Origin of the sequence: Streptomyces sp. NBC_01255 (assembly GCF_036226445.1) — a bacterium.
Classification (GTDB): domain Bacteria; phylum Actinomycetota; class Actinomycetes; order Streptomycetales; family Streptomycetaceae; genus Streptomyces.
The window spans coordinates 460,666-485,478 of the sequence record NZ_CP108474.1; the positions used below are offsets into that span (position 1 = coordinate 460,666).

The 24,813-nt window shown below is 70.0% G+C and carries 22 protein-coding genes; 9 read left to right on the forward strand and 13 right to left on the reverse strand.

Going from position 1 to position 24,813, the window contains the following annotated elements; translation table 11 throughout:
- Nucleotides 1-73: 73 nt before the first annotated feature.
- Complete coding sequence (locus OG357_RS02000; protein WP_329619423.1) at nucleotides 74-1,411, reverse strand: aminotransferase-like domain-containing protein; 1,338 nt, start codon at nucleotides 1,409-1,411, stop codon at nucleotides 74-76.
- An 88-nt stretch (nucleotides 1,412-1,499) separates the two neighbouring features.
- Between OG357_RS02000 and OG357_RS02005 the strand changes: the two genes are divergently transcribed.
- A complete protein-coding gene (locus tag OG357_RS02005) occupies nucleotides 1,500-2,123 on the forward strand; it encodes a DJ-1/PfpI family protein (protein ID WP_329619424.1) in 624 nt (207 codons plus the stop codon).
- Nucleotides 2,124-2,787: 664 nt separating this feature from the next.
- Here OG357_RS02005 and OG357_RS02010 read toward each other — a convergent pair.
- The 5 genes from OG357_RS02010 to OG357_RS02030 all read right to left on the reverse strand — a co-directional run bounded on the left by OG357_RS02010 (nucleotide 2,788) and on the right by OG357_RS02030 (nucleotide 7,129).
- On the reverse strand, nucleotides 2,788-3,135 hold the full coding sequence (locus OG357_RS02010) for a hypothetical protein (RefSeq protein WP_329619425.1): 348 nt from the start codon (nucleotides 3,133-3,135) through the stop codon (nucleotides 2,788-2,790).
- A 401-nt stretch (nucleotides 3,136-3,536) separates the two neighbouring features.
- Nucleotides 3,537-4,217, reverse strand: a complete 681-nt coding sequence (locus tag OG357_RS02015; protein ID WP_329619426.1) for an SMI1/KNR4 family protein — start codon at nucleotides 4,215-4,217, stop codon at nucleotides 3,537-3,539.
- Nucleotides 4,218-4,530: 313 nt separating this feature from the next.
- Complete coding sequence (locus OG357_RS02020; protein ID WP_329619427.1) at nucleotides 4,531-4,821, reverse strand: DUF2188 domain-containing protein; 291 nt, start codon at nucleotides 4,819-4,821, stop codon at nucleotides 4,531-4,533.
- A gap of 519 nt (nucleotides 4,822-5,340) precedes the next feature.
- On the reverse strand, nucleotides 5,341-5,628 hold the full coding sequence (locus OG357_RS02025) for a hypothetical protein (protein WP_329619428.1): 288 nt from the start codon (nucleotides 5,626-5,628) through the stop codon (nucleotides 5,341-5,343).
- 265 nt (nucleotides 5,629-5,893) lie between these two features.
- Nucleotides 5,894-7,129, reverse strand: coding sequence for a PP2C family protein-serine/threonine phosphatase (locus OG357_RS02030; protein WP_329619429.1), 1,236 nt, complete (start codon nucleotides 7,127-7,129; stop codon nucleotides 5,894-5,896).
- Between the two features lie 419 nt (nucleotides 7,130-7,548).
- On the opposite strand from OG357_RS02030, the gene OG357_RS02035 reads away from it, so the two are divergent.
- The 5 genes from OG357_RS02035 to OG357_RS02065 all read left to right on the forward strand — a co-directional run bounded on the left by OG357_RS02035 (nucleotide 7,549) and on the right by OG357_RS02065 (nucleotide 11,524).
- Nucleotides 7,549-8,307 carry a MerR family transcriptional regulator gene (locus OG357_RS02035; protein WP_329619430.1) on the forward strand — a complete coding sequence of 253 codons (759 nt, stop codon included), beginning with the start codon at nucleotides 7,549-7,551 and terminating at the stop codon, nucleotides 8,305-8,307.
- 447 nt (nucleotides 8,308-8,754) lie between these two features.
- The gene (locus OG357_RS02045) at nucleotides 8,755-9,264 is read left to right on the forward strand and encodes a hypothetical protein (RefSeq protein ID WP_329619431.1); all 510 of its coding nucleotides are present in this window, start codon (nucleotides 8,755-8,757) and stop codon (nucleotides 9,262-9,264) included.
- Between the two features lie 68 nt (nucleotides 9,265-9,332).
- Nucleotides 9,333-10,346 (forward strand): iron-containing redox enzyme family protein, encoded by a 1,014-nt coding sequence (locus OG357_RS02050; RefSeq protein ID WP_329625466.1) that lies wholly within the window; start codon nucleotides 9,333-9,335, stop codon nucleotides 10,344-10,346.
- A 186-nt stretch (nucleotides 10,347-10,532) separates the two neighbouring features.
- Entirely contained in the window at nucleotides 10,533-10,688 is a 156-nt protein-coding gene (locus OG357_RS02060) for a DUF6131 family protein (RefSeq protein WP_329625467.1), read from the forward strand.
- Nucleotides 10,689-10,720: 32 nt separating this feature from the next.
- Nucleotides 10,721-11,524, forward strand: coding sequence for a VOC family protein (locus OG357_RS02065; protein ID WP_329619432.1), 804 nt, complete (start codon nucleotides 10,721-10,723; stop codon nucleotides 11,522-11,524).
- 54 nt (nucleotides 11,525-11,578) lie between these two features.
- On the opposite strand, the gene OG357_RS02070 is transcribed toward OG357_RS02065, so the two are convergent.
- The 3 genes from OG357_RS02070 to OG357_RS02080 all read right to left on the reverse strand — a co-directional run bounded on the left by OG357_RS02070 (nucleotide 11,579) and on the right by OG357_RS02080 (nucleotide 15,310).
- Entirely contained in the window at nucleotides 11,579-13,204 is a 1,626-nt protein-coding gene (locus OG357_RS02070; protein WP_329619433.1) for a phospholipase D family protein, read from the reverse strand.
- A 207-nt stretch (nucleotides 13,205-13,411) separates the two neighbouring features.
- A complete protein-coding gene (locus tag OG357_RS02075; protein WP_329619434.1) occupies nucleotides 13,412-14,530 on the reverse strand; it encodes a mechanosensitive ion channel family protein in 1,119 nt (372 codons plus the stop codon).
- 171 nt (nucleotides 14,531-14,701) lie between these two features.
- Complete coding sequence (locus OG357_RS02080) at nucleotides 14,702-15,310, reverse strand: TetR/AcrR family transcriptional regulator (RefSeq protein ID WP_329619435.1); 609 nt, start codon at nucleotides 15,308-15,310, stop codon at nucleotides 14,702-14,704.
- A 121-nt stretch (nucleotides 15,311-15,431) separates the two neighbouring features.
- Between OG357_RS02080 and OG357_RS02085 the strand changes: the two genes are divergently transcribed.
- Together OG357_RS02085 and OG357_RS02090 are read left to right on the forward strand one after the other, a co-directional pair.
- The gene (locus OG357_RS02085) at nucleotides 15,432-16,934 is read left to right on the forward strand and encodes an APC family permease (RefSeq protein WP_329619436.1); all 1,503 of its coding nucleotides are present in this window, start codon (nucleotides 15,432-15,434) and stop codon (nucleotides 16,932-16,934) included.
- 5 nt (nucleotides 16,935-16,939) lie between these two features.
- Nucleotides 16,940-17,821 (forward strand): carbon-nitrogen hydrolase family protein, encoded by an 882-nt coding sequence (locus OG357_RS02090; protein WP_329619437.1) that lies wholly within the window; start codon nucleotides 16,940-16,942, stop codon nucleotides 17,819-17,821.
- A 109-nt stretch (nucleotides 17,822-17,930) separates the two neighbouring features.
- On the opposite strand, the gene OG357_RS02095 is transcribed toward OG357_RS02090, so the two are convergent.
- Genes OG357_RS02095 through OG357_RS02110 form a run of 4 tightly spaced genes read right to left on the reverse strand, consistent with a single transcriptional unit; the run spans nucleotide 17,931 to nucleotide 24,049 of the window.
- Nucleotides 17,931-18,671, reverse strand: coding sequence for a hypothetical protein (locus tag OG357_RS02095; RefSeq protein WP_329619438.1), 741 nt, complete (start codon nucleotides 18,669-18,671; stop codon nucleotides 17,931-17,933).
- Complete coding sequence (locus OG357_RS02100; protein ID WP_329619439.1) at nucleotides 18,668-21,628, reverse strand: tetratricopeptide repeat protein; 2,961 nt, start codon at nucleotides 21,626-21,628, stop codon at nucleotides 18,668-18,670. The genes OG357_RS02095 and OG357_RS02100 overlap by 4 nt, the downstream gene beginning before the upstream one ends.
- Before the next feature lies 1 nt (nucleotide 21,629).
- The gene (locus OG357_RS02105) at nucleotides 21,630-22,871 is read right to left on the reverse strand and encodes a hypothetical protein (protein WP_329619440.1); all 1,242 of its coding nucleotides are present in this window, start codon (nucleotides 22,869-22,871) and stop codon (nucleotides 21,630-21,632) included.
- Nucleotides 22,871-24,049 (reverse strand): hypothetical protein, encoded by a 1,179-nt coding sequence (locus OG357_RS02110; RefSeq protein ID WP_329619441.1) that lies wholly within the window; start codon nucleotides 24,047-24,049, stop codon nucleotides 22,871-22,873. Before OG357_RS02110 ends, OG357_RS02105 begins: the two co-directional genes overlap by 1 nt.
- Nucleotides 24,050-24,346: 297 nt before the next feature.
- Here OG357_RS02110 and OG357_RS02115 point away from each other — a divergent pair, with 297 nt between their 5' ends.
- Nucleotides 24,347-24,805 (forward strand): group II truncated hemoglobin, encoded by a 459-nt coding sequence (locus tag OG357_RS02115; protein WP_329619442.1) that lies wholly within the window; start codon nucleotides 24,347-24,349, stop codon nucleotides 24,803-24,805.
- Nucleotides 24,806-24,813: the final 8 nt, after the last annotated feature.

The window sequence follows — 24,813 nt, forward strand, 5'->3', positions numbered from 1 at the left end:
AGGAAGCGGCAGGAGGGGCGCGTGTGGGTCTCGTTACGCGTGAGCATGTGACAAGGTGGCGGATTCCCCCAGTTCAAGCGTGGGCGTCCTCGACAGCGACTTGCCGCACCGTCCGCAGCGTCGACCGGAGACTGTCCAGATCGGTCGAGCCCAGAGCGAGGCGGATTGCCTGTGGTGTGTGCATCGAGGTGGAGAACGGCTCGGCTGTGGCTACCGAGATGCGCCGACGCGCGAGGGTGGCGGTCAGACGATCGGCGCGTGCATCGTCGGGCAGCGGCAGCCATGTGAAGTAGGACGAGGGGTGGCTGACGAGTGGTAGGCCTGCCAGCTCTCGTCCGGCGAGTGCTTGGCGGGCCTTGGCGTCGTCTCGCTTCTGCGCTTCCAGGTGGTCCACCGTGCCGTCGTCGAGCCATCTGCAGGCGATCGCGGTGGTGAGGGCCGGGGTGTTCCAGGTGGTCGCCCGGATCGCGCGTTCGAGCAACGGCACCACAGACGGCGGGGCGACGACGAATCCGACCCGGAGGCCGGTGGCGATGCTCTTGGACAGTCCCGAGACGTAGACGGTGATGTCCGGCGCGGTGGTGGCCAGCGGCGGTGGGGGGTCCTCGACCAGGTAGGCGTAGGAGGCGTCTTCGATGATGAGCGACCCGTGCTGTCGAGCGATCTCGATCAGTCGGTTTCGGTCGGTTGCCGGCATGACCCAGCCGAGCGGGTTGTGCAAGGTGGGCATGGTGTAGATCGCGCGCACAGGGCGGGTCGCGCACAGCTTCTCGAGGGCATCGAGATTCGGCCCGTCGGCGGCTGCGGGGATGGGCGCCAAGTCGAGATGGAAGGCATGCGCGAGCACCTTGAAACCCGGGTAGGTAAGTGTGTCGACCGCGACGACGTCGCCGGCGTTGAGCGCGGCCATGACGGTGACGGCCAGGCCGTGCTGCGCTCCGTTGACGATGAGGATCCGCTCCGCGTCAGCGGTGATTCCGCGACGCCTCAGGTGCCGTGCGATCGAGGCTCTGTCCTGGGGACGCCCTGAATGTGGCTGGTAGCGCAGGAGCGTGTCGAGATCGCCAGAGGTGGCCACCTCCCGCAGGGCCTGCCGAAGGAGATCGGCTTGCCCGGGCAGCGACGGATAGTTGAAGTTGAGGTCGACCGCGCCGGTGGCGACGACCTGCTGATCGATGCCGTGACCAGAGGGCACCGCGACGTCACGCACGAATGTGCCGCGGCCCTGTTCCCGGCTCACCAGACCCATCGCTTCCAGCTCGGCGTACACCCGAGTTGCGGTCACCACGGCGATGCCCTCACGGGCGGCGAGCGCGCGGTGTGTCGGCAGCCGCATGCCTGCGGCGAGCCCCCCGCTCCGGATGTCGGATGCGAGCGCGTCGACCAGCGTCTTGTACCGCGGGGCTGCCATGCGCCGAATTGTATGCATGACAATTCTTTGACTGTCCTGTTCGCGGGTCCCTACCGTCAAGGCCCACCCAGCCGGAAGGACAGCCGCCGTGCACATCGCCATCCTCACCTTCGAGGGCTACAACGAGCTCGACTCCCTGATCGCGCTCGGTGTGCTCAACCGCATCAAGAACGACGACTGGCGCGTCACCATCGCCACCCCCAGTCCCAAGGTGACGTCGATGAACGGGGTCGTCATCGAGCAGATGTCCACCCTTGAGGAGGCGTGCGCCGCTGACGCCGTCATCGTCGGCAGCGGCATCGCCACCCGCGAGGTCGTCGAAGACCCGGCGATCATGGACATCCTTCGCCGCCTGGACCCCACGCGCCAGCTCATCGCGGCGCAGTGCTCCGGCGCGCTCGTACTGTCCAGGCTCGGCCTGCTCGACGACATCCCCGCCTGCACTGACCTCATCACCAAGCCCTGGGTCGTCGCCGCCGGCGTCGAGGTACTGAACCAGCCCTTCTACGCCAAGGACAACATCGCCACCGCCGGTGGCTGCCTGGCCTCGCACTACCTCACCGCCTGGATCATCGCCCGTCTCCAGGGCACCGACGCCGCCGAAAGCGCGCTGCACTACGTCGCCCCGGTCGGCGAGAAAGAGGAATACATCGAGCGCGCCTGGCGCAACATCACCCCCTACCTGCCCGCTCCCGCACCCGCCTTCGTCTGAACAACCGGTCGCGGGCAGCGACCGGCCCGAGGCGGCGCAGCGCGCCGGCTCGCTGCGAGGAATCCGCTGCGGAAGCCTCGGCCGGTAGAGGCCGATGCGCTCGTTGCGCGGTTGATCCCTCGGGTTGCGGTGAGCGTGCGCTCGCCGCCCCCGCCGTGAGCGATCCAGCGGAAACGGGTTGAGGACCGGCCGGTGCCGGCATCGCGGTGGAAGTCGTAGAAGGTCCGCAGCACCGTCTCGCTGTGCGTACGGACCGAGGTCGCGTACGGCTTCCCGCCGGCGGCCCACCGGCCAGCCTGATCCGGGCGCCTCCAATGCCGACGTGACAGTTGCCCAGCGATCTGCGGCCAGCGGGAGAAGTCCCTGGCCTCGATGCGTTTGGCGCGATCCCATGGCACGTCGACAGCCCAAAGGAAGCGGAACCAGCGCAGCAGGTCCATTCCGTAGGAACGACTCGTTGTCGCTGGCCGCCCGGCCGCCTGCAGGTCCCGCAGGAAGGCAGCGACTCCCTCAACCGGCGTCCCCTCCGGACCGACGAGCCGGTAGGGCTCCCATGGATCGGCCGTGGACACCAGCTCGCCGATCAAGGGCACGGACAGGACCGACAGGTCTCTCGATGACTCCGCGGACAGCCCAACGTCGATCCGACCAAAGGGTCACTGACCTAAGACTCCACCAGTAGTTCAGTCAACGGGTAGTGCGAGCGGAAGGCCACCCACCTCTGCGACTCCACCCGCGAGCGGCCGAAGCAAACCTGGGAGACCGCCGGCTTGAGGTTGCCATAACGGATGTGCCTGGTCGGGACACCTCCCAGGATCCGGAAGGCATCCACGTGGCCCTGCATGAACGCTTCCTGACCCGAAGTGGAGAACACCCGATGGACCGCCTTGCCCGAATACGACAGCCGCAGCGTGAACAGCCGGCACTGCATCGGCTTGCCGTCCACCCGCACCCAGACCTCGGCGAAGTCGACCTCGGCCTCCTCGCCAGGCCGGTGGAACTGCGGAACCATGCCCTCGTGCGTCATCCGGGCCCGGTCCGGCTCCTCCTTGATCTGAGGCCGACGGACTCGCAGGTAGTCGTTGAGGGTGTGGTAGGCGACGGCCGTGAAGCCGTACTCGTCACGCAGCCGGTCCAGGATCCGCTTGTTGGTGTGCCGCTGCTCCGGCGGCGCCGTCCAGATCCGACCGCAGCATCTCGTCGATCCAGCCCTTCGCCGGATCCAGCGCCGACCGGCGCATCACAGGCTCCATGCGCTTGGGCGGCAACGCGCTGTCCAGGGCCTGGCGGACCACCCGACGGCGGACCGCGTAACGGCGGGCCAGTGATCGAGAATCCGGGTCAATACCGCACTACTCCAAACGAGTGCCCGAGCCTCTGAGCGCCCGTGCGCGGTGGGTCGACTCCGAGTGCTCAGATTCCTTCCAGCGCTGTGCGCTCGGCGTGGCGCAGCCAGTCGAGGTACCACTGTGCGAAGGTCACCGGCTTTCCGTCGCGGCCAAGGAGCGGTGTGAGGTCGACGTCATCCACCCGGCAGTCCGACCAGATCGTGCCGCGGTGGCTGCCGCTGATGATCAGCCACTCCCGTTGAGCGCACCCCAAGTGGCAGATAACGATCGCACCGACTGTGCGCTCTGGGGCGAACATGACGGCGTCCCACCGCTCGGCCCATGCCTCGATGGCGTCGTCGAACTCCTCGATCTCGTCGAATTCCTCTTCCTCGGGGCGTTCAGCAAGGAGCGCGTCGACGATCTCGGGGTCCGGGCCCTGCTCGGGAAACGGCTCGGCAAGCCGGGACAGGTCTGCCATGTCCGCGCCGTCGCCCTCCCACCGCCAGCGGCCTTGCACTCGCCGCACTGGGAACATGCCATGGGCGGGACCAGCACCACCCGCCCCGACATGCAGGAGGAAGGTTCGGAATTCCTCAGGCAGCGTCACCTTCATCTGTGCCTCGAGCTCTGCGAGCTCGGCGTGGCTGAGCGGCTGCTCCAGAACCCATTTATGCCCCAAGGCCCCGAACACGTCGTTGCTCGCGGGGGATGTCCCCAAAGCCTCGACCCGTTGACGGATGCCTGCCCACTGCTGATCAGTCATGAGCAAAAGGTAGGTGCCGCCACCGACATTGACGTCGACGGGGCCTCCTGGAAGCCAGGTGGGGCCAGTTCAAACCGTTCCTACCCGGGGCCAGACGAAGCCGCCACAGCGGGGCCAAAGCACACCGCCCTGGACACTGGGGGTTGTGGGCACAGATGTTGTGGGCCCAGGCCAGGTGGTCGAGGTGGGTCGCCACGGCGCGGGGACTGCCGAGGGCGAGGGCCGAATCGGCCTCGTAGCGAAAGACCTCCACCCACTCCGAGCCCACGTCGAGCACGTCTTCGCCCGCATGAAGACCTGGAAGATGCGCCTTCTAGAAGACGCCCCCGCGTCCTGCCTTGCGGCCGCGTTCGTCTGGGGAGGCCGGAGGGGCGCCGTAGGTGTACGCGGTGCGGATGTGTCCGTCCTGGGCATGGACGATGACCTGCGCGGGCGTGTGCTCCTTGGCTCGCCGGCGTGCGGCGTCGAGCGCGTCCTTCTGCGTCCGGTGCGGCTCGTGCAGCACTCGGCGGCCTTCCCGGCCCTCGACCTGCCACTTCACGCCCGCAGCCGCCGCCCGCTCGCCGGACGGTGCCACGTGGTAGACGGTCTGCTTCGCTGCCATGATGCTCGCCTCGCCCTCTCAGGCGGACTTCCGGCGCCGCGACGCCGCCTTCTTCGGAGAGTGGGCAGCTGGACACGATTGCCCCGAGAAGCCACAGGTCACAGCCCCGGCGTAAGAGATGAGCGCCGACAGGCTATTCCCCAGGCTATGCAGACCCACCTGTGATCGCACTTCCAGAGGCAGGCCGTCCGGCGGGCCGACAGTTGCAGAGCGAGGAAGAGCTCAGCCCTGCCTCGGGTCAGCTCTGAAAGGTCCTGCATCGGCAAGACGACTCCCCGGTGCTGATCCATCGCGTCCGCCGTGTCCCGCCACTCCTTGGCCCCGGGTTCCCCATGCCAGACAGGCATCTCGTCTGCCTTGCCCTGCTCGCTCCGGTCCGTCCGCTGTCTTGTGGACCCCCGAGGGCGCCCTTGGGGGTCATCCCTTCGACCTCTTGCCGGGAGCCGGGAGGCGGGCGCGGTCCGGCCACCGCGAGGCGATGCGGGGCCGGACTCGACGCCTGCGACGTGGTCGCCTGCCCTAGAGGATGAAGACGCTCTGCGCGGTCTCCGTGTTGTACGTCTCCCCCGGGTACACGAGCCATTCCACGGCACCGGTGCAATCGGGTCCGGCGTGTACCTCTGCGATCGCATCGGTGTTGTTGGTCACCGACGTGGGGAACCAGTCGACCGCGTAGCAGCCACTCGGGTTTTCGTACGCGGTGCCGTTCACGGTGAGGACGCCTTCAGAAGCTGAGGCGGAAGCGGGAAGGCTCACTGCGAGGAGAGCTGCTGCGGCGAGCGCGAAGGCCATACGTCGGGTTTTCATGATCAGCTCAACGTCCGGCCCTGTCTGCGGTCACGGTTTCGTCAGGGAGAACGGACGGTTCGGAGCATCGCCGACGTCGGCGCGGGGTCTCGACCCGAAGGGCGCAGCCCGGGAACGGCAGGCGGGGAAGGGCTGGGCGCTCGACACGGACATCCGGGCTCACCACACTTCACTTCGCCAGAAGACTCGCGCATAAAGGCAGCCTGCTGCGGCGGCGGTCGCACCAGGACCTGGTGAGGTGACCTGAATGCCTCCGGGCTTCGTCTCAGACGCGGACGACGATCAGGGCGATGTCGTCGCGGGCACCGCCGGCTACACCGAGGCCGGCCAGCAGGGCGTCGGCGAGGCTGTCGGGGTCGGTGCGGCCATGGTGGGCGAGGGCGTCGGTGAGCCGGTGCAGGCCGGCGTCGATGTCCTCGTCTCGGCGTTCGATGAGCCCGTCGGTGTAGAGCACGAGGGTGTCGCCGGAGTCGTAAGGGAGCGCGGCGTGCGGGCGTGGGACGTGTTCGGGGCGGGCGCCCAGCGGCGGGTCGGTGGCTTGGTCCAGCAGGTCGTAGGTCCCGTCGGGGTGCAGGAGAACGGGCGGCGGGTGTCCGGCGCTGCTGTAGGTGATCTGATGGTGACGGGTGTCGACCACGGCCTGGAAGGCGGTGGTGGCCAGCGCGCCTTCGACCGATCGCGAGTACAGGCCGAGGACTTCCAGCGACGTGGCCGGTTCGCGCAGGGCTCGGACGGCGGCGCTCAGTGCGCTGCGGAGCATGCCCATGACGGCAGCGGCTTCCAGGCCGTGGCCGACGACGTCGCCGACCGCGACGCCGAAGCAGCCCTCGGGCAGATTGACGACGTCGAACCAGTCGCCGCACACGTTCAGCGACCCGACCGCGGGCAGGTAGCGCACCGCGACGTTCCGGTGCCGGTCCAGGTCGGGCGAGTGCAGCATCGCTTCCTGCAGCCTGACGGCGACCTGGCGTTCCCGGGCGTGTGCCTGACGCAGTTCCTCGTTCAACCGCTGCAGCTCCCGAGCCCGCGCGTACAGCTCGGCCTCCATCACCTGCCGCCTGGCCAGTAGTCCCCCTGGCGGTCCGGGCGGGTGGGAGCGGACGAACTCGGTCACGTCCTCCACCCGGTGGATGATCCAAGCCACCTGCCCGTCCGGCCCCAGTACGGGGGTGTTGATCGGCGACCACCACCGCTCCTCGAACGCCCCGGGCCGGGACACGACGGGGATGTCGTACTTCTGCACCGCCATCGTGTCCGGCTGCTTCGACCGCAGGACCCGCTGCAGCGAGGCGTTCAGGTTCCGCACACCGTCCGCGTTCGCATCCGCGGGATTGTCCGGGAAGGCATCGAACAGATGCCGGCCGACCAGGTCCTGCATGCTCCGGCCGGTGGCACGGAGGTATGCCTCGTTGACGTCGACGATCACCAGATCCGGGCCCAGCACCAGATACGGGCTGGGAGTCGCCGCGAACAACGCCGTGTAGTCAATGTCCGGTCCCACGAGCACGCACCGGTCCTTCCCGTCCTCCCCCCTTGTGGCCCTCGCTGGTCCGCCGCGTTTCGATGGCAGTGGTTTCGATGGCACTGGGTCAGTCACGGTGCACCTGCTTCCAGCCTCACCCGTGCGGCCTCGCGGCGCGACACGATCGTGGTCGGACATCGTGACCTCGGCGGATTCACCTTGCTCCTGCTCGGCTCGGTCGGCCGCAGGGCCGAATCGCCGCGCACCTCGCCTGATCGAGTGCCCCCCGTGTGGCACCGGAGACGTCCGGTGCGATGGTCGAGTGGTCGAGTGGTCGGCGGTGTCAACCCGTGCAAGTACGCGAGGGCTCGGGGTTGACGTTGCCGCTGCGGCAGCTTCTACGGTCGTGACCAGGGCCGGAGACATCGGCCCGGCGACACAGACGTGCAGGAGTCGTGATGGACTGGCCGATCTCAGAGGTGGCCCGGATGTCGGGCGTGACCGCCCGGACACTGCGCCACTACGACGAGACCGGCCTGCTGCCACCGGCCCGGATCGGCGCCAACGGCCACCGCTACTACGAGGAGCACCAGCTTCTGCTGCTGCAGCAGATCCTCGTACTGCGGGCGCTGAGCGTCGGGCTGCCGGAGATCGGCCGGATCCTCGCAGCACAGGTCGACGAGGTGGACGCCCTCCGGGGCCACCACCAGCGGCTGCTCGCGGAGCGGGACCGGCTCGATGCCCTGGCCGCCACCGTCTCCCGCACCATCGCCGAACTGGAGCAGTCCAGGAAGGACGGCAACCCCATGACCATCAACCGCCCGGAGAATCTCTTCGAGGGCGTCCAGCCCTCCCAGTACGCGGAGAACATGTCCGGCTTCCCCGAACTCGCCGAGGCGGTCGGACGCCGCGCCGCGACGATGAGCCAGGCCGACGCCGATGCCGCGCACCGTGAGCGCACTGCTCAGATGATCCGGCTGGCCGAACTCATGGCCGCAGGCCACCCGGCCGACGCCGACCCCGTGCAGGCCGAGATCGATGCCCAGTACCGGGCGCTGACCCGGCTGCGTGCCGTGTCCGCCGAGGAGTACCGGGCCATCGGACGCTCCTGCGTGGACGACGATGCCTGGCGCGCCGCCTACGAGGCGATCGCCCCGGGTCTGGCCGCGTATCAGCGCGACGCCATCGAGGCGTACGCCACCACCCGGCTGATCTGAGCACGGCGCAATCGCCCGCGGGCCACGAGCGGTCTGACGGCACCCCGTGGGCCGGCACCGCGGAGCGGGCGCCGGAGCCGGTCACCCGGGTCCGGTGAACAGGGGCGGGACCGCGGCGAACGGGCTGCCGTCGAGTCGAGGTGGGCCAGCAGGTCCGTTGGATCGCGATACACGGCGGCGGCGCCGGCGTCCTCGAGATCGCCCTGCGGGATTCCGCCGCGCAGGAGGCCCACAGCGTTCACATGTGCCCGGGTGGCCGCCTTCGTCGGCGTCGAAGAGCGCGGCGTGGTTCGTGGTGTGCCTCCTCGCGATCTCGCAGGGCCGGCAGCAGCTCTTCGTGTGCCCAGCGGATGCGCACCCCGGACCGCGTGGAGCGGCGGACGTCCTGGCCTAGCGCCACAATGGAGCAGTGCGCCTCTGCGGGCCCACTGATTCCGGAGGAGGTCCATGGTGCCCGGTACGGCTCTGGCACTCGGAACGATTCCCGCGCGGCTGATCGTCCTGCCCGGCGTGTACCGCCCGCAGACCGATACCTGGCTTCTCGCGGAGGCCCTCTCCCCTGAGGAGGCGGAGGCCCTCTCCCCTGAGGAGAGGGACGCGGCCACCGACGTACTGGACATCGGCACCCGAACGGGCGCCCTCGCACTGTCCGCGGCTCGGCCTCCGGCGCACGGGGTCGCCCGCGCCCGGGACGCCGGTCCCGACGGGCGCGCGGTCATCCACCGCGTCTGCGCCCGCGCCCGCGCCCCGGGCATGCTGCACCGCGGCGACGTCCTGCTGATGGTGCACTCCGCCCTGTGCGGCCCCGGAACCACCGTGGACCGGCTCGCGGCGGCCGGGCCGACCGCCCGCGTGACAGCTCGGTCCTTCGTCCCGTGGGGACCGGTGCTCCGTGCACGCCGGACCTGGCTGCAGGGCCGCGGCCCGCTGGCCGACGCCGACGGGAGCGATCCGTGACCTCCGCCGACCCGAGCACCCCCGCGGCCACCGGCCCCCGCCTCGTCGCGGGGCGGGGTGACCTCTCCATGGCCGTGGAGCGTGCCCTGCGGACCGGCCGCCCGCCCGCGTACACCGAGGGAAGCATCCGAAGGGCAGAGCCCTGGGGAGAGGACGTGCAGCTCGCGCTCTACCTGCTGTACGAGCTCCACTACCGGGGCTTCGAGGAGGTCGACGACGCGCGCGAATGGGACCCCGACCTGCTGCGGCTGCGGCAGGAGCTGGAGGCCCTCTTCCTCCACGCGCTGCGCACCGCGCTCGCCGGTGCGCCCCGGTCCGTCGAGGAGGCCCTCGCCCCGCTGCTCGTCGAACCGGTGGATCCGGTCGGCGGCGTCAGCCACCACCTGGAACGCGAGGGGGAACTCTGGCAGTTGCGCGAGTACGCGGCCATGCGCTCCCTCTACCACCTCAAGGAGGCGGACCCGCATGCCTGGGTCATCCCGCGGCTGACCGGCCGGGCCAAGGCGGCGATGGCGGCCGTCGCGTACGACGAGTTCGGCGCCGGGCACCCCGATCGCGTCCACGCCCGGCTCTTCGCGGAGCTCATGACCGACCTCGGCCTCGATCCGGCGTACGGCCACTATCTGGACCACGCGACCGCCCCACTGCTCGCCACCGTCAACGTGATGTCCCTCTTCGGGCTGCACCGGTCCCTGCGCGGAGCCCTGGTCGGCCACTTCGCCTGTGTCGAAGTCACTTCCTCACCCGGCTCCCGCAGGCTCGCCAACGCCATGCGGCGCTGCGGTGCGGGACCGGCCGCCGAACGCTTCTACACCGAGCACGTCGAAGCCGACGCCGTCCACGAGCAGGTCGTACGGCATGAGGTCATCGGCGGGCTGCTCGCCGACGAGCCCGCGCTGGAGCCGGACATCGCGTTCGGATGTGCGGCGACCGTCCTGCTGGAGGCGGAGCTCGACGCCCGCGTGCGCGAGGCCTGGGCCTCGGGACACTCAGCGCTCCGCAGTCCACTGCCGCCCCCGGCCCCTGACCCTGTCCCCGGCCCTGGCCCTGGCCCTGGCCCTGAGCCGGACGCGAGGAGCTGAGCGCGACAGGCCGCGACGCCTTCACCGACATGCTCGACCATCCGATGTACGTCGTGACGGCTGCGGTCGACGGCGAGCAGGCCGACTGTCCGGTGGGCTTCGCCTCGCAGTGCTCGGCTTCCGGACGCCACGAGCGGACGGGACGCCTACGCTGAAGGGAGGAATCCAGCGCCATTGGAGGACACCATGATCGTCCTCGGCATCATCTTGCTCGTGATCGGCTTCGTGGCCGGCATCAGTGTTCTCTGGACCATCGGGATCATCCTCGTGGCCATCGGCGCCGTCCTCTGGATCATGGGTGCTCTCGGTCGCGAAGTCGGCGGGCGCCGGCACTACTGGTAGGCAGCCGGCAGCGGCGTACGAGGGTGACGACCGTGTCGACGTCGAGCCATGAGATCGCGGGGGCTCCGTGCTGGGTCAGCCTGATGGCCCGGGACATGGAGTCCGCGCAGCACTTCTACAGCGGCGTACTCGACTGGGAGTTCAGGCCCAGTCGGCTCGGAGACGGCTTCGCGGTCGCCTTCCATGAAGGAGCTCCCGTGGCGGGTATCGGGGCGCTCACCGAGCGTTTCGACATCCCGGTGGCGTGGACGCCGTACTTCGCCGTCGTCGACGCGGACGTCACCGCGGCCCGGATCCTCGAACGCGGCGGCACCATGGCCGTGGGGCCCCTCGCCTTCGGTACCGGCCGGGCGGGCCTGGCCACCGACCCCGCGGGAGCCGTCTTCGGCTTCTGGGAGGGCGCTGTCGTCCCGGACTGGTCGGTGGGCCGCGGCAGCGCCCCGGCCTGGCTGGAATTGCGTACACATGAGGCCTTCACTGCCTCGATCTTCTACGGGGAGGTCCTCGACTGGGCCGGTGAGCGCACCGGCTGCTGCGTGGCGTCGTACGAACACGAGCATGTCGTTCTGCGCCATGGACACCACACTGTTGCCCTCATCGGCGGCGAAGCACTCGTAGAGGCACCGGACCCCGAGGTCCGCCCCGATTGGCACGTCCGCTTTCCGGTGCCCCATCTGGACAAGGCGATCGAGACCACCAACCGGACGGGAGGAAGCACCACCTCTCCTGTACACACCTCCCCCATGAGCCGATGGGTCGATCTCGCCGACCCGGAAGGGGCGCACTTCACCGTGGTCGCCCCGCATGACCCACCTGGTCGTGCCCCGGCACGATGATGCTCTCCCGCTCCGGCGGACGCCCGTCTTGGTCGGGCCGACGGAACGGCTCGTTCAGAACGCGTGACGCAGCCGCAGCCTCAGCGGACGGCCGTCCGGATCGATCAGAAGGTGGTGCAGAGGAGTGGCCAGCGCCCGCTGCGCCCCGGACAGATCCGGGGGTGTGTAGCGGCGCAGACGGCCCGCCGGGCGTGGACCGCGGCGGCCGGCTTCATGCCATGCGTCGAGGGCCGCGGCAGCCTTCTCGAAGGCACCGAAGGCCATCGCCGGGTCGCACAGTGCGTCCGGCGCAGCCGCTGCCTGCCGCCCCGCAGCCCCTTGCACGTCCAGGTGCTCGCGCATCAGCCCCAGGCGCAACTCTCGGGCGAAGACGCGCGCGCCGTCACCGAGCCCTCCGGGGTCGCGTGGCTGCCGCTGGTCCAGGCTCCCGTCGACGACGGCGCAGCCGAGTTCGGAGTCGTGGGTCCACGAGCGGAGGTTGATGTTGTCGGAGCCCACGGAGGCCCACACGTCATCGATCACGCAGACCTTGGCATGGACGTACACGGGGGTCCCGGCATGGTTCTCGAGTCCGTACACCGCGACCCGGTCGCCGCCGGCGCGACGCAACTCCTCCAGAGCCGTGATCCGCCCGACCAGGTTCATGGGCAGCGTGAGTCGACCTGCCTGCTCGGGGATCGCGGGAATGACTCCGATCATCAGCAGCCCGGGGTACCTGGCCAGAGCGCGGGCGAAGCAGGCCACCACCCTCGGCGACCACAGGTACTGGTCCTCGACGTAGATCAGGGACCGGGCCCGTCGCAGCGCCTTGAGGTACCCCCGTGCGATGCTCCGTTCTCCGTCGGGGGCGAAGGGATACCCGAGCAGCAGCCGGTTCGGGTACGTGCGCAGCAGCTGCACCGTGTGCGTGCCGCGCGGAACGGGATCGGGGGCCTGGGGCGGCAGGCTGTCCGCGTCGGTGTCCTCCCGGTGCATCAGCGCACGCAGGCGGGTGGCCGGGCTGCGACTGAGCGGGGCGGGGTCCTGCCACCGTTCGCGGAACACGGCCTCGACGTCTCCGACGACCGGGCCGCGAAGGGCGAGCTGGACATCGTGCCACGGCGGGTGCGGACCGTAGGCGGAGGCCATGGGCAGAGACTGACGGTCGCCGCGGTGGGTGGCGTCGTCGTTCCGGTTGCGGCAGAGATCGATTCCTCCGACGTACGCCACATCCAGCTCCGGGCGGCCGGGGTGGCGCAGCACCACCATCTTCTGGTGGTGCGAGCCTCCGGGCCGCACCCGCATGTCGAGCAGGCACTCGCCGCCCGCCTCCTCGATCGCCGCGCCGAGGCGGCGGTTCTCCTTCTGGCTGAACCGGAGACTGTCCAGGTGGGAGCGCCACAACAGCCCCTTCACGACGACGTGGCGTCCGGCCGCCTCGCGCAGAACCGTGCCGATCTCGGTGCCCTGGCCGTCGAGCCGCTCGTCGCGATCACCGCGCCAGTCGGTGAACAGGAGCAGGTCGCCGGAGCGCATGCGGCGGATGGCCGCCAGAAGTTCCGTGAAGTACGTGGCGCCGTGAACCAGGGCGTGGGCCTGATTCCCCTCGGACCAGGCCTTCCCGTCCTGGCGGCGCGTGTCCAGGCGCGTGGCGGTATTGCCGCGTTCACCGGGTACCAGAAGCCACTCTGCGCGCGTCACGTCGTCGGCCCTCCGAGGTACTCCTACCGTCGGCCGCAGCAGACGAGGCGTCGCGCCCCCTTCGGATCTCCCGAGTCTCGTCGGCACGGGCCCTCACTCTTCAGCGTCCCACTCCAGCGGCTGCTGTCCATGTGGACGTGCCATCGAAGGCGGTCGGGGAGAGACCGGCTTGCGTGCGTCCGCGCACGGCTTCAGTCCGGGGGCGCTTCAGTCCGGGGGCGTGTCCGCCGGACGGGTGGGGTTCCGGGCGGGCTGACGTCCGCGTCGCTGCCGCGGTGCTCGGGGGCGCTCCCCCGGCCGGTCCAATGCGTCGGCCGCGGGGGCGGTGACGACCCTGGGGAGGGCGCCCGGGTGCTCGCGCGCGAGCCAGCCGACGAGTTCCTCCCGTACGGCGCAACGCGTCGTCCACAGGTCGTCGGCGTCCTTGGCGGTCACGATCGCCCGCACGGTGATGCCGGTCGGCGAGGTGTCGGTGACGGCAAGGTCCCAGCCCCGCCCGTCCCAGGTGCCGCACGTGGTGAGGAACTCGTGGAGGTGCGCCCGTACGAGCGCGACCGGTGTGGTGTGGTCGCAGTGGACGAAGACCGACCCCGTCATCTCCGCTCCGCCGCGCGACCAGTTCTCGAACGGCCGCGAGGTGAAGTACGAGACGGGGAGCGTGACGCGACGCTCGTCCCAGGTCCGGACCGTGAGGAAGGTGAGGGTCACCTCCTCCACGACACCCCATTCGCCGTCGACGACGACGGTGTCACCGATGCGGACCATGTCACCGAATGCGATCTGGAAGCCGGCGAAGAGGTTGCTCAGCGTCGACTGGGCCGCCACGCCGGCCACGATGCCGATGATGCCGGCCGAGGCGAGCAGGGACGTGCCGAGGGTACGGAACGAGGGGAAGGTGACGAGGGCCGCGGCTGCTGCGAGCACCCCGACGGCGGCGGCCACCACCCGCATGATCAGCGTGACCTGCGTACGGACCCGGCGGAGCCGTGCGGCGTCACGTGATCGTCCGGCGTACCGCGCGTACGAGGACTCGACGACGGCCGCGACGGTCCGTACCGTCAGCCAGGCTCCACCGCCGATCAGGCACAACAGCAGGACGTGGCCCACCGTCTCCGCATGCGCCGCCACCGGGTAGGTCCATCTGAACAAGGCGGCCATCAGGACGACGTACAACGGCGTGCGGCAGTGGCGCAGCAGCCCCCACAGTGGGGTCTCCGGATGCCTCGCGTCGGCGAACCGTGCCAGCAGGTCCGCCGCGCGGCAGACGACGAAGGCCACCAGCGCCGAGCCGCCGACGGAGATCGCCAGCCGAATAACGCTCTCCATGTGCTCCCCAGTCGATGAGTCGAACGGGTCGTTCCCCTACGCCTCACCGCCGGTGAGCACGCCAAACATCCGCCCAAGGACCCGGCGTCACCCGAGGCAGGCTGATTGATCCTCCGAGCGGGGGGGACGGCCGCGTCCCTGGCGGGGTCGCAGCAGAAGGCAGGCCCGTTGTCACGGATGGTCGGCCAGCTCGTGGCCCGTGACGGCGCGGGCGTAGGCGCGCAGGGCGGTGATCACTTCGGTGCGGGTGCGTCGGCCTGCGAGGATCTCCATCTGGTGGCCGTCCTCCATCGCGACGAAGCTGGCGGCGAGCAAGCGCGGCGGGTCCTGAAGGACGAAGTGGCCTTGCGCCTGCCCGAGGACCAGGATCGCGGAGTACACCGCGATCTGGCGTTCCGTCAGCGCGCTGTCGAGTGCGGCGGCTCTGGCGTCGCGCAGGCAGCGGGGCCAGTACTCGAAGAGCAGCCGGGTCAGAGTGTCGTCGGGCCCGGTGGCGACGCCCTTGTCGATGCAGGCCCTGAGCTTGTCGCGGGCGTCGTCGAAGTGGTTCGCGGCCTGCTCGCGTTCCTGGCTGTAGCGCTCGATCGCCTGCCGGTACGTGTCGTGGACCAGGGCATCCAGGTCTCCGTAGTAGAGCACCGCGGCGGGCGTGACACCGGCCGCCTCCGCGATGTCGCGCAGGCGTAGACCCTCCAGGCCGCGCGCCATCAGGGCTCGCTCCACCGCCTTGCCGAGCTCGGCCCGCCGGGCCTCCTTGCCGATGCCCTTCCTTGGCGCCACGTCGGGTCCTCTCACCGGTTCAGTTACATGCAGATTTAACGATAGCTCTGCAGCTATTGACGAGCCAGTGCGTCAGGTTTTAAATCTGCGTTTAACAAACCTGCGGCCTTACGGAGGCATCATGCCCAACCCGATCGACGCCGAGGCAAGAACCGGGCCCGTGTCCACCCCGACGGGCAAGGGGCTGCGCGGCGGTTCGGTGGGCCTGCTCGGCGCCGTCACTCTCGGGCTGTCCTCCGTCGCCCCGGCCTACAGCATCGCCGTCACCCTCGGCTTCGTGACGCTGATCGTCGGTGACCTCGCTCCGGCCGCGCTCCTGCTGGGCTTCGTCCCGATCCTGCTCACCGCCTTCGCCTTCAGGGAGCTCAACCGGGAGATGCCGGACTGCGGCACCACCTTCGTGTGGACCACCCGCGCTTTCGGGCCGATCGTCGGCTGGCTCACCGGCGGCTGGGTGGTCCAGATCGCCACGCTCATCGCGATGACGGCCCTGTCCCAGGTCGGCGCCACCTACCTGCTCCAGCTGCTCGGCCTGCACTCCCTGGCCTCCAGCAGCGCCGCCGTGACGATCACCGCCGTGGTGCTGCTGGCCGCGGTCACCTCGATCGCCTACCGGGGACTGCACCTCGCGGCCTCCGTCCAGTACGTGCTGCTCGGACTCCAGCTGGCCGCCCTGCTCGGCTTCGGTGCCGCCGCCTTCGCCCGCGACGGCGCCGCCACTCCGTCCCTGGCCTGGCTCAATCCCTTCGCGTTCGGCGATCTCGGCTCCTTCGCCGAGGCCGTACTGCTGTGCCTGTTCATCTACTGGGGCTGGGACGCGCTGATCACCGCGAACGAGGAGACCCGCGACGGGGACCGCGTCGCCGGCCAGGCCGCCGTCATCTCCACCCTCGTCCTGCTGGGGACCTACCTGTTCACCGCCTTCGCGGCGATCAGCTTCGCCGGCACGGACGCCGCCGGCGCGGGGCTGGGCAATCCCGACAACGCCGCCGACATCCTGTCCACCCTCGCCCCGCCCGTACTCGGCGCGGCAGCGGCCAAGGTGATGGAGCTGGCCGTGTGCGTCTCGGCCGCCGCGGCCCTGCTCACCTGTCTCGTCGGCTCCTCCCGCGGCACCCTGTCCATGGCCGGCCACGGCGCCCTGCCCCGCGCCTTCGCCCGCATCCACCCCCGCCACCGCACGCCCGCCTTCGGAACCCTCTTCTTCGGCGCGGCGGCGGCCTGCCTGCTCGTACTCCTCAGGCTCGTCTCCGTGGACTTCCTCGGCGACGCCATCCTCTGCATCGGACTGCTCATCGCCTGCTACTACGGCACCACCGCCCTGGCCTGCGTCTGGTACTTCCGGGGACGGCTGCGCGACTCCCCGCGCGACCTCCTGCTGCGCGGGATCCTGCCCCTGCTGGGTGGCCTGACGATGCTGGCCGCCTTCGCCCGCAGCGCTCACGACATGTACGACCCGGCCTACGGCAGCACCTCCTTCCACGGCATCGGCGGAGTCTTCCTCCTCGGCGCCGGCGCCATCGCCGCCGGAATCCTGGCCCTGCTGACAGCCCGCACCCGCTTCCACCGCTTCTTCCGCGACGGCCGCACCACGGTCGCCGAACTCACCGTCACCGAGGACTGACTCCCATGCCTACTCTGGCCATCGCCGCCTTGCAGACCACGCCCGTACCCCACGACCTCGAAGCGAGCCGGCAGCGCTTCGTCGAGCAGGTCCGGGCCACGCGCGAGATGTTCCCCCACGTCCAGCTCGTCGTCGTTCCCGAACTGCTGCTCGCCGCCGAAGGCGCCCTGCTTCAGCCGACCGCCGGCGACTGGATGGAACAGGCCGCCGTCACGATCCCGGGCCCGCTCACCGACCGGATCTGCGCCCTCGCCGTGGAGACCGGCCTGTGGCTGATCCCGGGCAGCCTCTACGAGCGCGCCGAGGACGGGCACATCCACAACACCGCCATCGCCGTCTCACCCCAGGGCGAGATCGTCGCCCGCTACCGCAAGGTCTTCCCCTGGCAGCCCTACGAGAAGACCACCCCGGGCGACGAGTTCACCGTCTTCGACATCCCCGGCGTCGGCCGCGTGGGCCTGGCCATCTGCTACGACGGCTCCTTCCCGGAAACCGCCCGCCAGCTCGCCTGGCTCGGAGCGGAGATCATCATCCAGCCCACCCTGACCCCCACCCGCGACCGCGAGATGGAACTCGTCTGCGCCCGCGCCAACGCCTGGACCAATCAGGTCTACGTCGTCAACGTCAACGCCTCCGACCCCGCCGGGGTCGGCACCAGCGCCGTCATCGACCCCGAAGGCATCGTCCGTCAACAGGCCGGAGGGGGCGAGGAGATCCTCGTCGACGTCCTCGACCTCGACACCGTCACCCGGGTCCGCCGCTACGGCTCCGCCGGAATCAACCGCCCCTGGAGCCAGCTCGCCCGCTACGGGGAGTCGGTACGGCTCCCGATGTACGACGGCGGAACGTTCCGCACACCGGACTGGCTGAAGGACGAGCCCGCGTAGCAACCGCGGCCGCCCCTGCTCCAGTACCACCTGTACAACCGCGGTACGGCAGGGTGACCGCCTTGCGGACGAGCGCAGGGGATCGGAGCGCGGCCGACGGCGACGGGCGTCAGGGCGTGCGCAGGGTCAGGGTCGCCTTCTGCTTGTCGTCGTCGGTCAGCACGATCGTGTAGGACGCGAACGCCCGGTCGGTGTCGACGGAGGCCTCTATCTCGGCGGCGCCGTCGGCGTCGGCCGTGCTGCTGCCTCGGATCAGCAGCGTCTCGGCGCCGGACGCGTCCTTGCCGGTCACGCTGACCGTCAGGACCGAGTCCGGGCCGGCGTCGGTCGCGCCCGCGGACGCAGTGAGGCTGTGCTTGCCGTCGGATCCGGCACTCTGCAGGGCGACCTGGTACGACGGATTCGCCACGACGGCGACGATCACGGCCACCACGCCGGCCAGCAGGACGCCGCCGGACAGCAGCCACCCGGCCGCCGCCACTCGCCCCGCATGGCCGAACTCCTCCTCGTACCAGGTCTTGACGTCCTCCAGGTCGTCGAGGTTGACCTCGCGGCTGCGCAGCACGAGCGTCCACAGGGCCAGCAGCACCGCGCCCAGCGACAGGGCGAACGCGAGCACGGTGAGCGCGAGCAGTTCCGGCCGTTGCGTCAGCCGGGTGATCGACACGAGACCCGCCGCGGAGATCGCGGTGCCCAGCAGGGTGATGGACGTGAGGACGAATTTCGCGTTGGCCGCGATCCTGACCAGCGTGTGTTCGGGTTCGAGGGCCTCCGCGGCCCGCTGCCAGCGCCGTGTCTCGGCCGACACCAGGGCTTGCGGTGACTCTGCCTGGCCGGTCGCGCCGGTCATGACGCGACGACCCCCTTGAACTCGTGGTCGTGCGCGTCCTCGCCGGAACCCGAACCGGGGCACCGCACCACGACGGTGAACGGCTTGCTCTTCCGCGTTCCCCCGCGCCGACGCACGGAGAAGCCGAAGTTGACCACCCGCGTCGGCTCGCTGGACAGGCACTCGACGACCTTGTCCGTGAGATCGGTGGCGTGCACGGCGCAGTGGTACTCCTCCGGCGTCAGCTTGCCTTCCATGGGTTCCCTCCAATCCGGTGTGGCCGGTCCGTCGCGCCGCAGCATCCACCGGATCAGGTCCACGACCCCGGGGTCGACCTTCCGGAAACTGGGCTGGGCCTGTACGACGTCCAGATCGTGCTCGGCCACGTGCAGCAGGAACCTCCTGCGGCCGGGATGCGTGACGCCGCGCAGGGCCACGACGGCCTCGGCGTAGGCCTCTACGGCACGCTCGGCCGGCTCCATACCGAGCAGCGCGAGCGCCAGGTCGAACTGGACGGGGCTGAAGGGCTCTTCGAGGAGGAGGGCTTCGCCGAACTCGCGCGCGGCCTGCTCGCAGGCGTCCAGCCGCAGGTGACACCAGCCGATCTGGGACAGCTGGGACCCGTCGACTCCCGGCAGCAGCGTGCGCAGGACCTGCTCGAAGCCGCGCCGTGCCTCGTCGAACTCTCCGTCCTGGAGCTGCAGGTCGGCCAGCCCGATCGGCGCCCAGGCGTCCGCCTCGCCGTCCACCGCGTGCCGGAAGCTCCGGCGCGCGTCCTCGCGCCGCCCCAGCATCTCCAGGGCCCAGCCACGAAGCATCCACGGCCAGCCATTGCCCGGTTCCAGCTCCAGGGCGGCGTCGAAGGCCTCCACGGCCCGGTCGAGTTCGTCGGTGTCCATGAGTACGGACCCCTTGAGCACCCATGCCCAGGGGTACGTGCTGTTGTGGGACAGCGCCTTGTCACAGGACGCGAGCGCCGCGTCGTAGTTCTGGAGCAGGTACTCGGTGGCGCTGAGGCTCCCCCAGAGCCATGCGTCGGCGGGCCACCGATCGGTGCCTCCGACGAGCACGTCCCGCGACTCGGCGAGCCGACCCGTCTCCCGGAGCAGCTCGCCGAGTTCGACGTGGGCGAAGCTGGGGCTGTCCTCACATCCGACGGCCCGGCGCAGCGTCTCTTCGGCGTTCCCGGAGTCCGACGCACGCAGAACCTGCCCCAGGGTGCCCAGGAGCCAGCCGCTGTCCGGACGCAGCGCGAGGGCGCGCTCCAGGGAGGAGCGGGCTTCCTCATTGCGGTCGAGTCTGCGCAGCGCCTCGCCCAGCCAGAGGTGGACGTCCACCACCGTGTCCTCGTCGGTTTCTCCCTCGGCGGCCTCGTCCAATCGCCGGGCCGCCGTCTCCAGAGGTGTCAGGGCCTCGTCGTAGGCCCCGCGCAGGATGGCGATGTGCCCCTGTGTCCTCAGCAGTGGGGGGTCCTCTCCGTGGATCCGCAGTCCCTCCTGGACCAGGCGATTCGCCTCGTCGAGCTGCCTCAGATCGACGAGCAACTCGGTGAGCCGCCGCCTGGTGCCCGGGGAGTCCGCGCCCAGGTCCAGGAGTTGCCGGAGCGGCACCAGAGCCTCCTCGGCCCGCTCCAGCCGCATCAGCGCCGCCGTCTGTGTGTGGAGGGGCACCGGGTCGGTGGGATCCAGCGCGGTCGCGTGCCGCGCCGCGTCGAGAGCTTCCTCGTACCGCTCGAGGAGGACCAGGATCAGCGCGCGGCGCCCGAGCAGGGCGGGGTTCTCCGGCACGAAGAGCAGGGCGTGTTCCGTCTCGGTGAGGGCCCGTTCGGACTCACCCATGTTGATCACCGTGTCGATCACGTCGAGCCGGTCGCCAAGGGTGGCCAGATTCTCGGCGAGGAGCCCGCTGAGGATCTCTATCGCACCCTCCGGACGACCGAGGTTGCGCAGGATCCGCGCCTTCATCCTGCGCAGTTCGACATCGGTCGGCAGTTCGGCGAGCAGTCCGTCCACGGCCGTGAGGGCCTCCTGCGGCCTGCCCGTGGACAGCAGCACGTGGGCCCGCGCGACGCGCAGCTCCAGCACCTCGCCGGAAAGCTCGATTCCGTCCTCCAGCAGACGGAGCGCCTCCTCGCCCCGTCCCAGCGAGCCGAACAGCCGCGCCGTGTACGCGCGCGCCTCGACGGATTCCGGATGACGTTCCAGCGCCTGCTCGACGGCCGTCAGCGCTTCCTCGTGCCGCCCGAGGTCGTACAGCGCGTAACTCCGGCCGACCATCGCTCCGATGTGGTCGCCTGCCAGACCGAGGGCAAGGTCGAAGCATCTCAGCGCCTCGCCGGGTGTTCCCCCGGCTCCGTACCACATGCCGGCTTGGGCGAACGCCTCCACGGCCTTGTCCGTCTCGCCTGCCTCGCCCAGGCTCCGGGCGAGGCGCTCGGCGATCCCCGGGTGTTCGGCCCCGGTGTCGAGCGCGAGATTCAGGAGTCGGTCCGCCTCCGTCTGTTCGGACCGTCGGCTCAGCAGGTCGGCGAGGCCCAGGACCACCTCCGCGGGTACGGGTGCGTCCTGTTCCAGCGCCTGGGTGACGAACTGCTCCGCCTCCTCCAGCCTGCCCAGTTCGCCGAGCGCCGTGCCGTAGTCGGCCAGTTCGTCGCGCCGCAGCTCCGCCCCGGCGAGCACCGCGCGGCTGAAGATCCGTACCGCGTCCTCGAACCGAGGCAGGCCGTCCGGCGGAGACACCTCCTGCTCCGCGCGCCCGAGGGTGGTCAGCGCGGACGCGTGGACCAGTTCGAGGCGCCGGCGGTCCTCTGCGTCGTCGGCCGTCGCCTTCCCGGCGGCGATCTCCGTCACCAGACGCGTCGCGATCCTCGCACCGTCCTCAGCCCTGCCGGATCTGAGCGCCACACGAGCTGTGGCCAGTTCCGACGCCAGCTGGCCGACCAGCGTGCCCTTGATTCCCCAAGGGCTGACCGTGGTCACTTCAACCACCTCCCGGCGGGCGGGACTCGCCGCGCACATGTCCCTGCCCACCACGGCCACGTCCGTCGATGATCTCCTGGCACAGCTCCTGGGTCACGGCGGCGCCTTCCGTCGCCCACTCGGGCCGCTGGATCCGCACGTACCAGGACGCGTTGAGCGCGTCCCGCAGGCGATGCGTCTTCAGCACATCGGCGGGGCGGGCCGGGTTCTGCCCCTTGTCCAGCTGCTCCAGCCAGTCCGAGCCCCAGCGCATCGCGTTGCTCCAGTGCGCAGGGGTGTACGCGGCGCCCGGATAGAAGGCCTGCTCCAGGGCGGAGAAGACATCCGCCGGTTCCAGAGCCAGCGCGCCCAGCGGATCGGCCTCTTCGGCGTCGTCGGGAGGCAGCGACTCGATGGCCTGGTCCCAGCAGCTCGCCAGTTCCTGGTGGATCTGGGCCTTGATCATGCCCCGGGTGTCGAGTGCGTCGATCACCCCTCTGACCATGTCGGCGCGCTGGCGCACGAGCTCGCGGGACGCCGGGGACGGAGCGACCATGTCGAGCCGCAGCAGCATGAGGGCACAGGCATACGCGGGGCCGTTCGTGAAGGTCGCGAAGGCGTCCGCCAGCAGCAGACGGACTCGCTGTTCGACGGCCTCGGGCGTGACCGCCCGGCCGCCCGCGAGGCCGAGGTAGGCCTCATGCGCGGTCTCCGTGGCGAATTCGTTCGCCTGTTCCGTCTCGACGATCGCCACGCGTCCGTACTCGTGCGCGACGAGCGGCAGGGTCCAGACGTCCCATTCGGGGAACCGGATGTGGGCGATACGGCGCATGTCCACAGGCGGCACGCGGTCGGGCGAGGGGATGACGATCGTGGGCATCTTCCCGACGCTCTTGGCGCACTCCTTGATCAATTCGTCTGCGAACAGGCAGATCTTCTCGTCCAGCCTCATGTCACGGAAGACCAGACCGCCCAGCACCTCCAGGCATTCACGGAACACCTCCTCGCTCAGGCATTCGATGTCGGAGTACGACTGCCAGGCCTGACCCGGATCGATGTTCCCGTCGGCGACCTCGGCGACGAGGGCCTCCAGCATCTTCAGGTCCTTCGCCGAGTTCCTGCGGATCTCGTTGAACGCCCTGATCCAGGGCTCCTCTCCCACCGTGATGTGGGCGAACTCCAGTTGCTGCTCGGAGGCGGCGTTCGCCCTCATCAGATTGCGCCGGAGAGAGGCGATCCGTTCTTCCAGAATCGACGGGGTCATCAGATCACCTCCTGCGAAACGCCGGCTTCAGCCAGCTCCCTGGCCTGTCCCGCGATGAGGAGGCGGGCCCTGGCGTCGGCCGCGTCGATACGAGCGAGCCAGCCGGCGTTGACGATGTCGCACATCCGGTACGCAACACCGTCGGGACCGCTCCCGTGGTGTTCCGGCCCGCCCTGCTCGTCTGCGCCGAGGTGGTGCCCCAGTTCCTGCGCAGTCCACCAACCGTCGTAGCGGGCCTCCGGAAGATGTCCGGACATGAAGTCCATACAGGCGTCCAGCCAGCTGCCGAACGGCTCGTTCAGACCCTCCTCGTCTCCGGTGCCCGCCTCGGCCGTACTCGAGTTCCACACCTTGCGCATGGTGTGGAGCGCGTAGTCGTAGCGATGGTCCCGGTTGAGTCGGTCCAGCGCGGTCCCGATCGTCGCCATCCGGACGTTGGGGGCGGGGTGGGTTTCGGTGCCGTCTCGGGCTTCCGCCGGGTCGAACCGGTCGAACGCACAGGCCAGGCCGTACGCCGGACCGAGAACATAGCTCGCGAAGGCGTCGGCGAACAGCTCGTGCAGCCATGGCCAGTTCGCGCCGGGCGATTCCTTCAGGGCGCCGTCGAGCAGGTCCTCGAGGGGGTGGACGGTTCGTACGCCCCCGTCGACCGTCACGGCGGGACCGGCGAAGTGCCCGTACTCGTGCGCGACCACCGGAAGATCCCAGAACGACCTGCCCGGAAATCGGACCCGGATCACCCGGGTGGACCGTGCGAACATCTCCTCCGTACCGAGCACCGTGAACGAGTCCCACGCGACCGGGGTCTTCCCGCCGATCTCGTCCAGCAGGGCGTCGGCGAGCTTGCAGTACCCCTCGTCGAGGCTTGCGGCGCGCAGGGCTGCGCCTTCCACGAGGGACAGCGTCTCCTCGAAGAGTTCGTCGAGTTCGAGCTGGAGGCGATAGAGCTCCGGCCACAGTGTTCCGGGCGCTGCGCCGCCGTCGACCTCCGCGAGCAGCCCGGCGGCTTCGGCCCTCCGCAGGTGGAACGCCGTCGCCAGGCGGGTGGCCACGCGCCCGCGCAGCTCCGGCCCGATCGCCTGGACGCTCGTCCTGCCTGCATCGATCCGGCCGATCAGCGATTCGACGCGGGTGCGCAGGAACCCACCTGGCCGGTCCGATGAGACTGCTTCGAGCATGCCGCCGTCACCTCACAGGTTGTGGCCTATGCCCACCTCCATTGTGTGCGCGGTTCACCGATTTGTCCTGGTCCGATGGGTAGTTGAACGGCGCACCCATTGAACGGAGCACCCGTTGAACGGGCCACTACACCGGGCCGTGCGTGGGCCGGCTACTGCCCGTGCTCCGGTCGGCGGGAGGCTCGTGGGGGCGCCGGGCCGGTGTGCGTTCCGCCCCGCCGATAGCGAACATCATTGGATCCGGGCCTTGTTGAGTGAAAGCTGGGGGGGACACATCCCGGAACCCGGAGGCCCTTGATGAGCACCGAGCACACGAACACCTTGTACGAGGCCGTGGGCGGCGCCGACGCGCTGCGCCGGCTCTCCGAGACGTTCTACGAGGGGGTCCTGGCCGACCCCCTCCTCGCACCCGTCTTCGCCGACTTCACCCCCACCCATGTGGAGCACGTGGCCGTGTGGCTGGCGGAGATCTTCTCCGGACCGGCCGGGTTCACGGCGGAGCACGGCGGGCACCAGGCCCTGCTCCGCGCCCACCTCGGGCTCGGCATCACCGAGGAACAGCGGCTGCGCTGGATGGATTTGATGACGGCGGCCGTGGAGAAGGAGCTGCCGGACGACGCCCTGCTGCGCCGCCGGGTGGTGGAGTACTTCGACTGGGGCACACGGATCGCCAAGGACGTCTCGGCCTCGGCCCCGGGTACGGACCTCGGCGACCCCGGCCCCACCCCGCGCTGGGGCTGGGACGGCCTCGCCTGAACACCTGA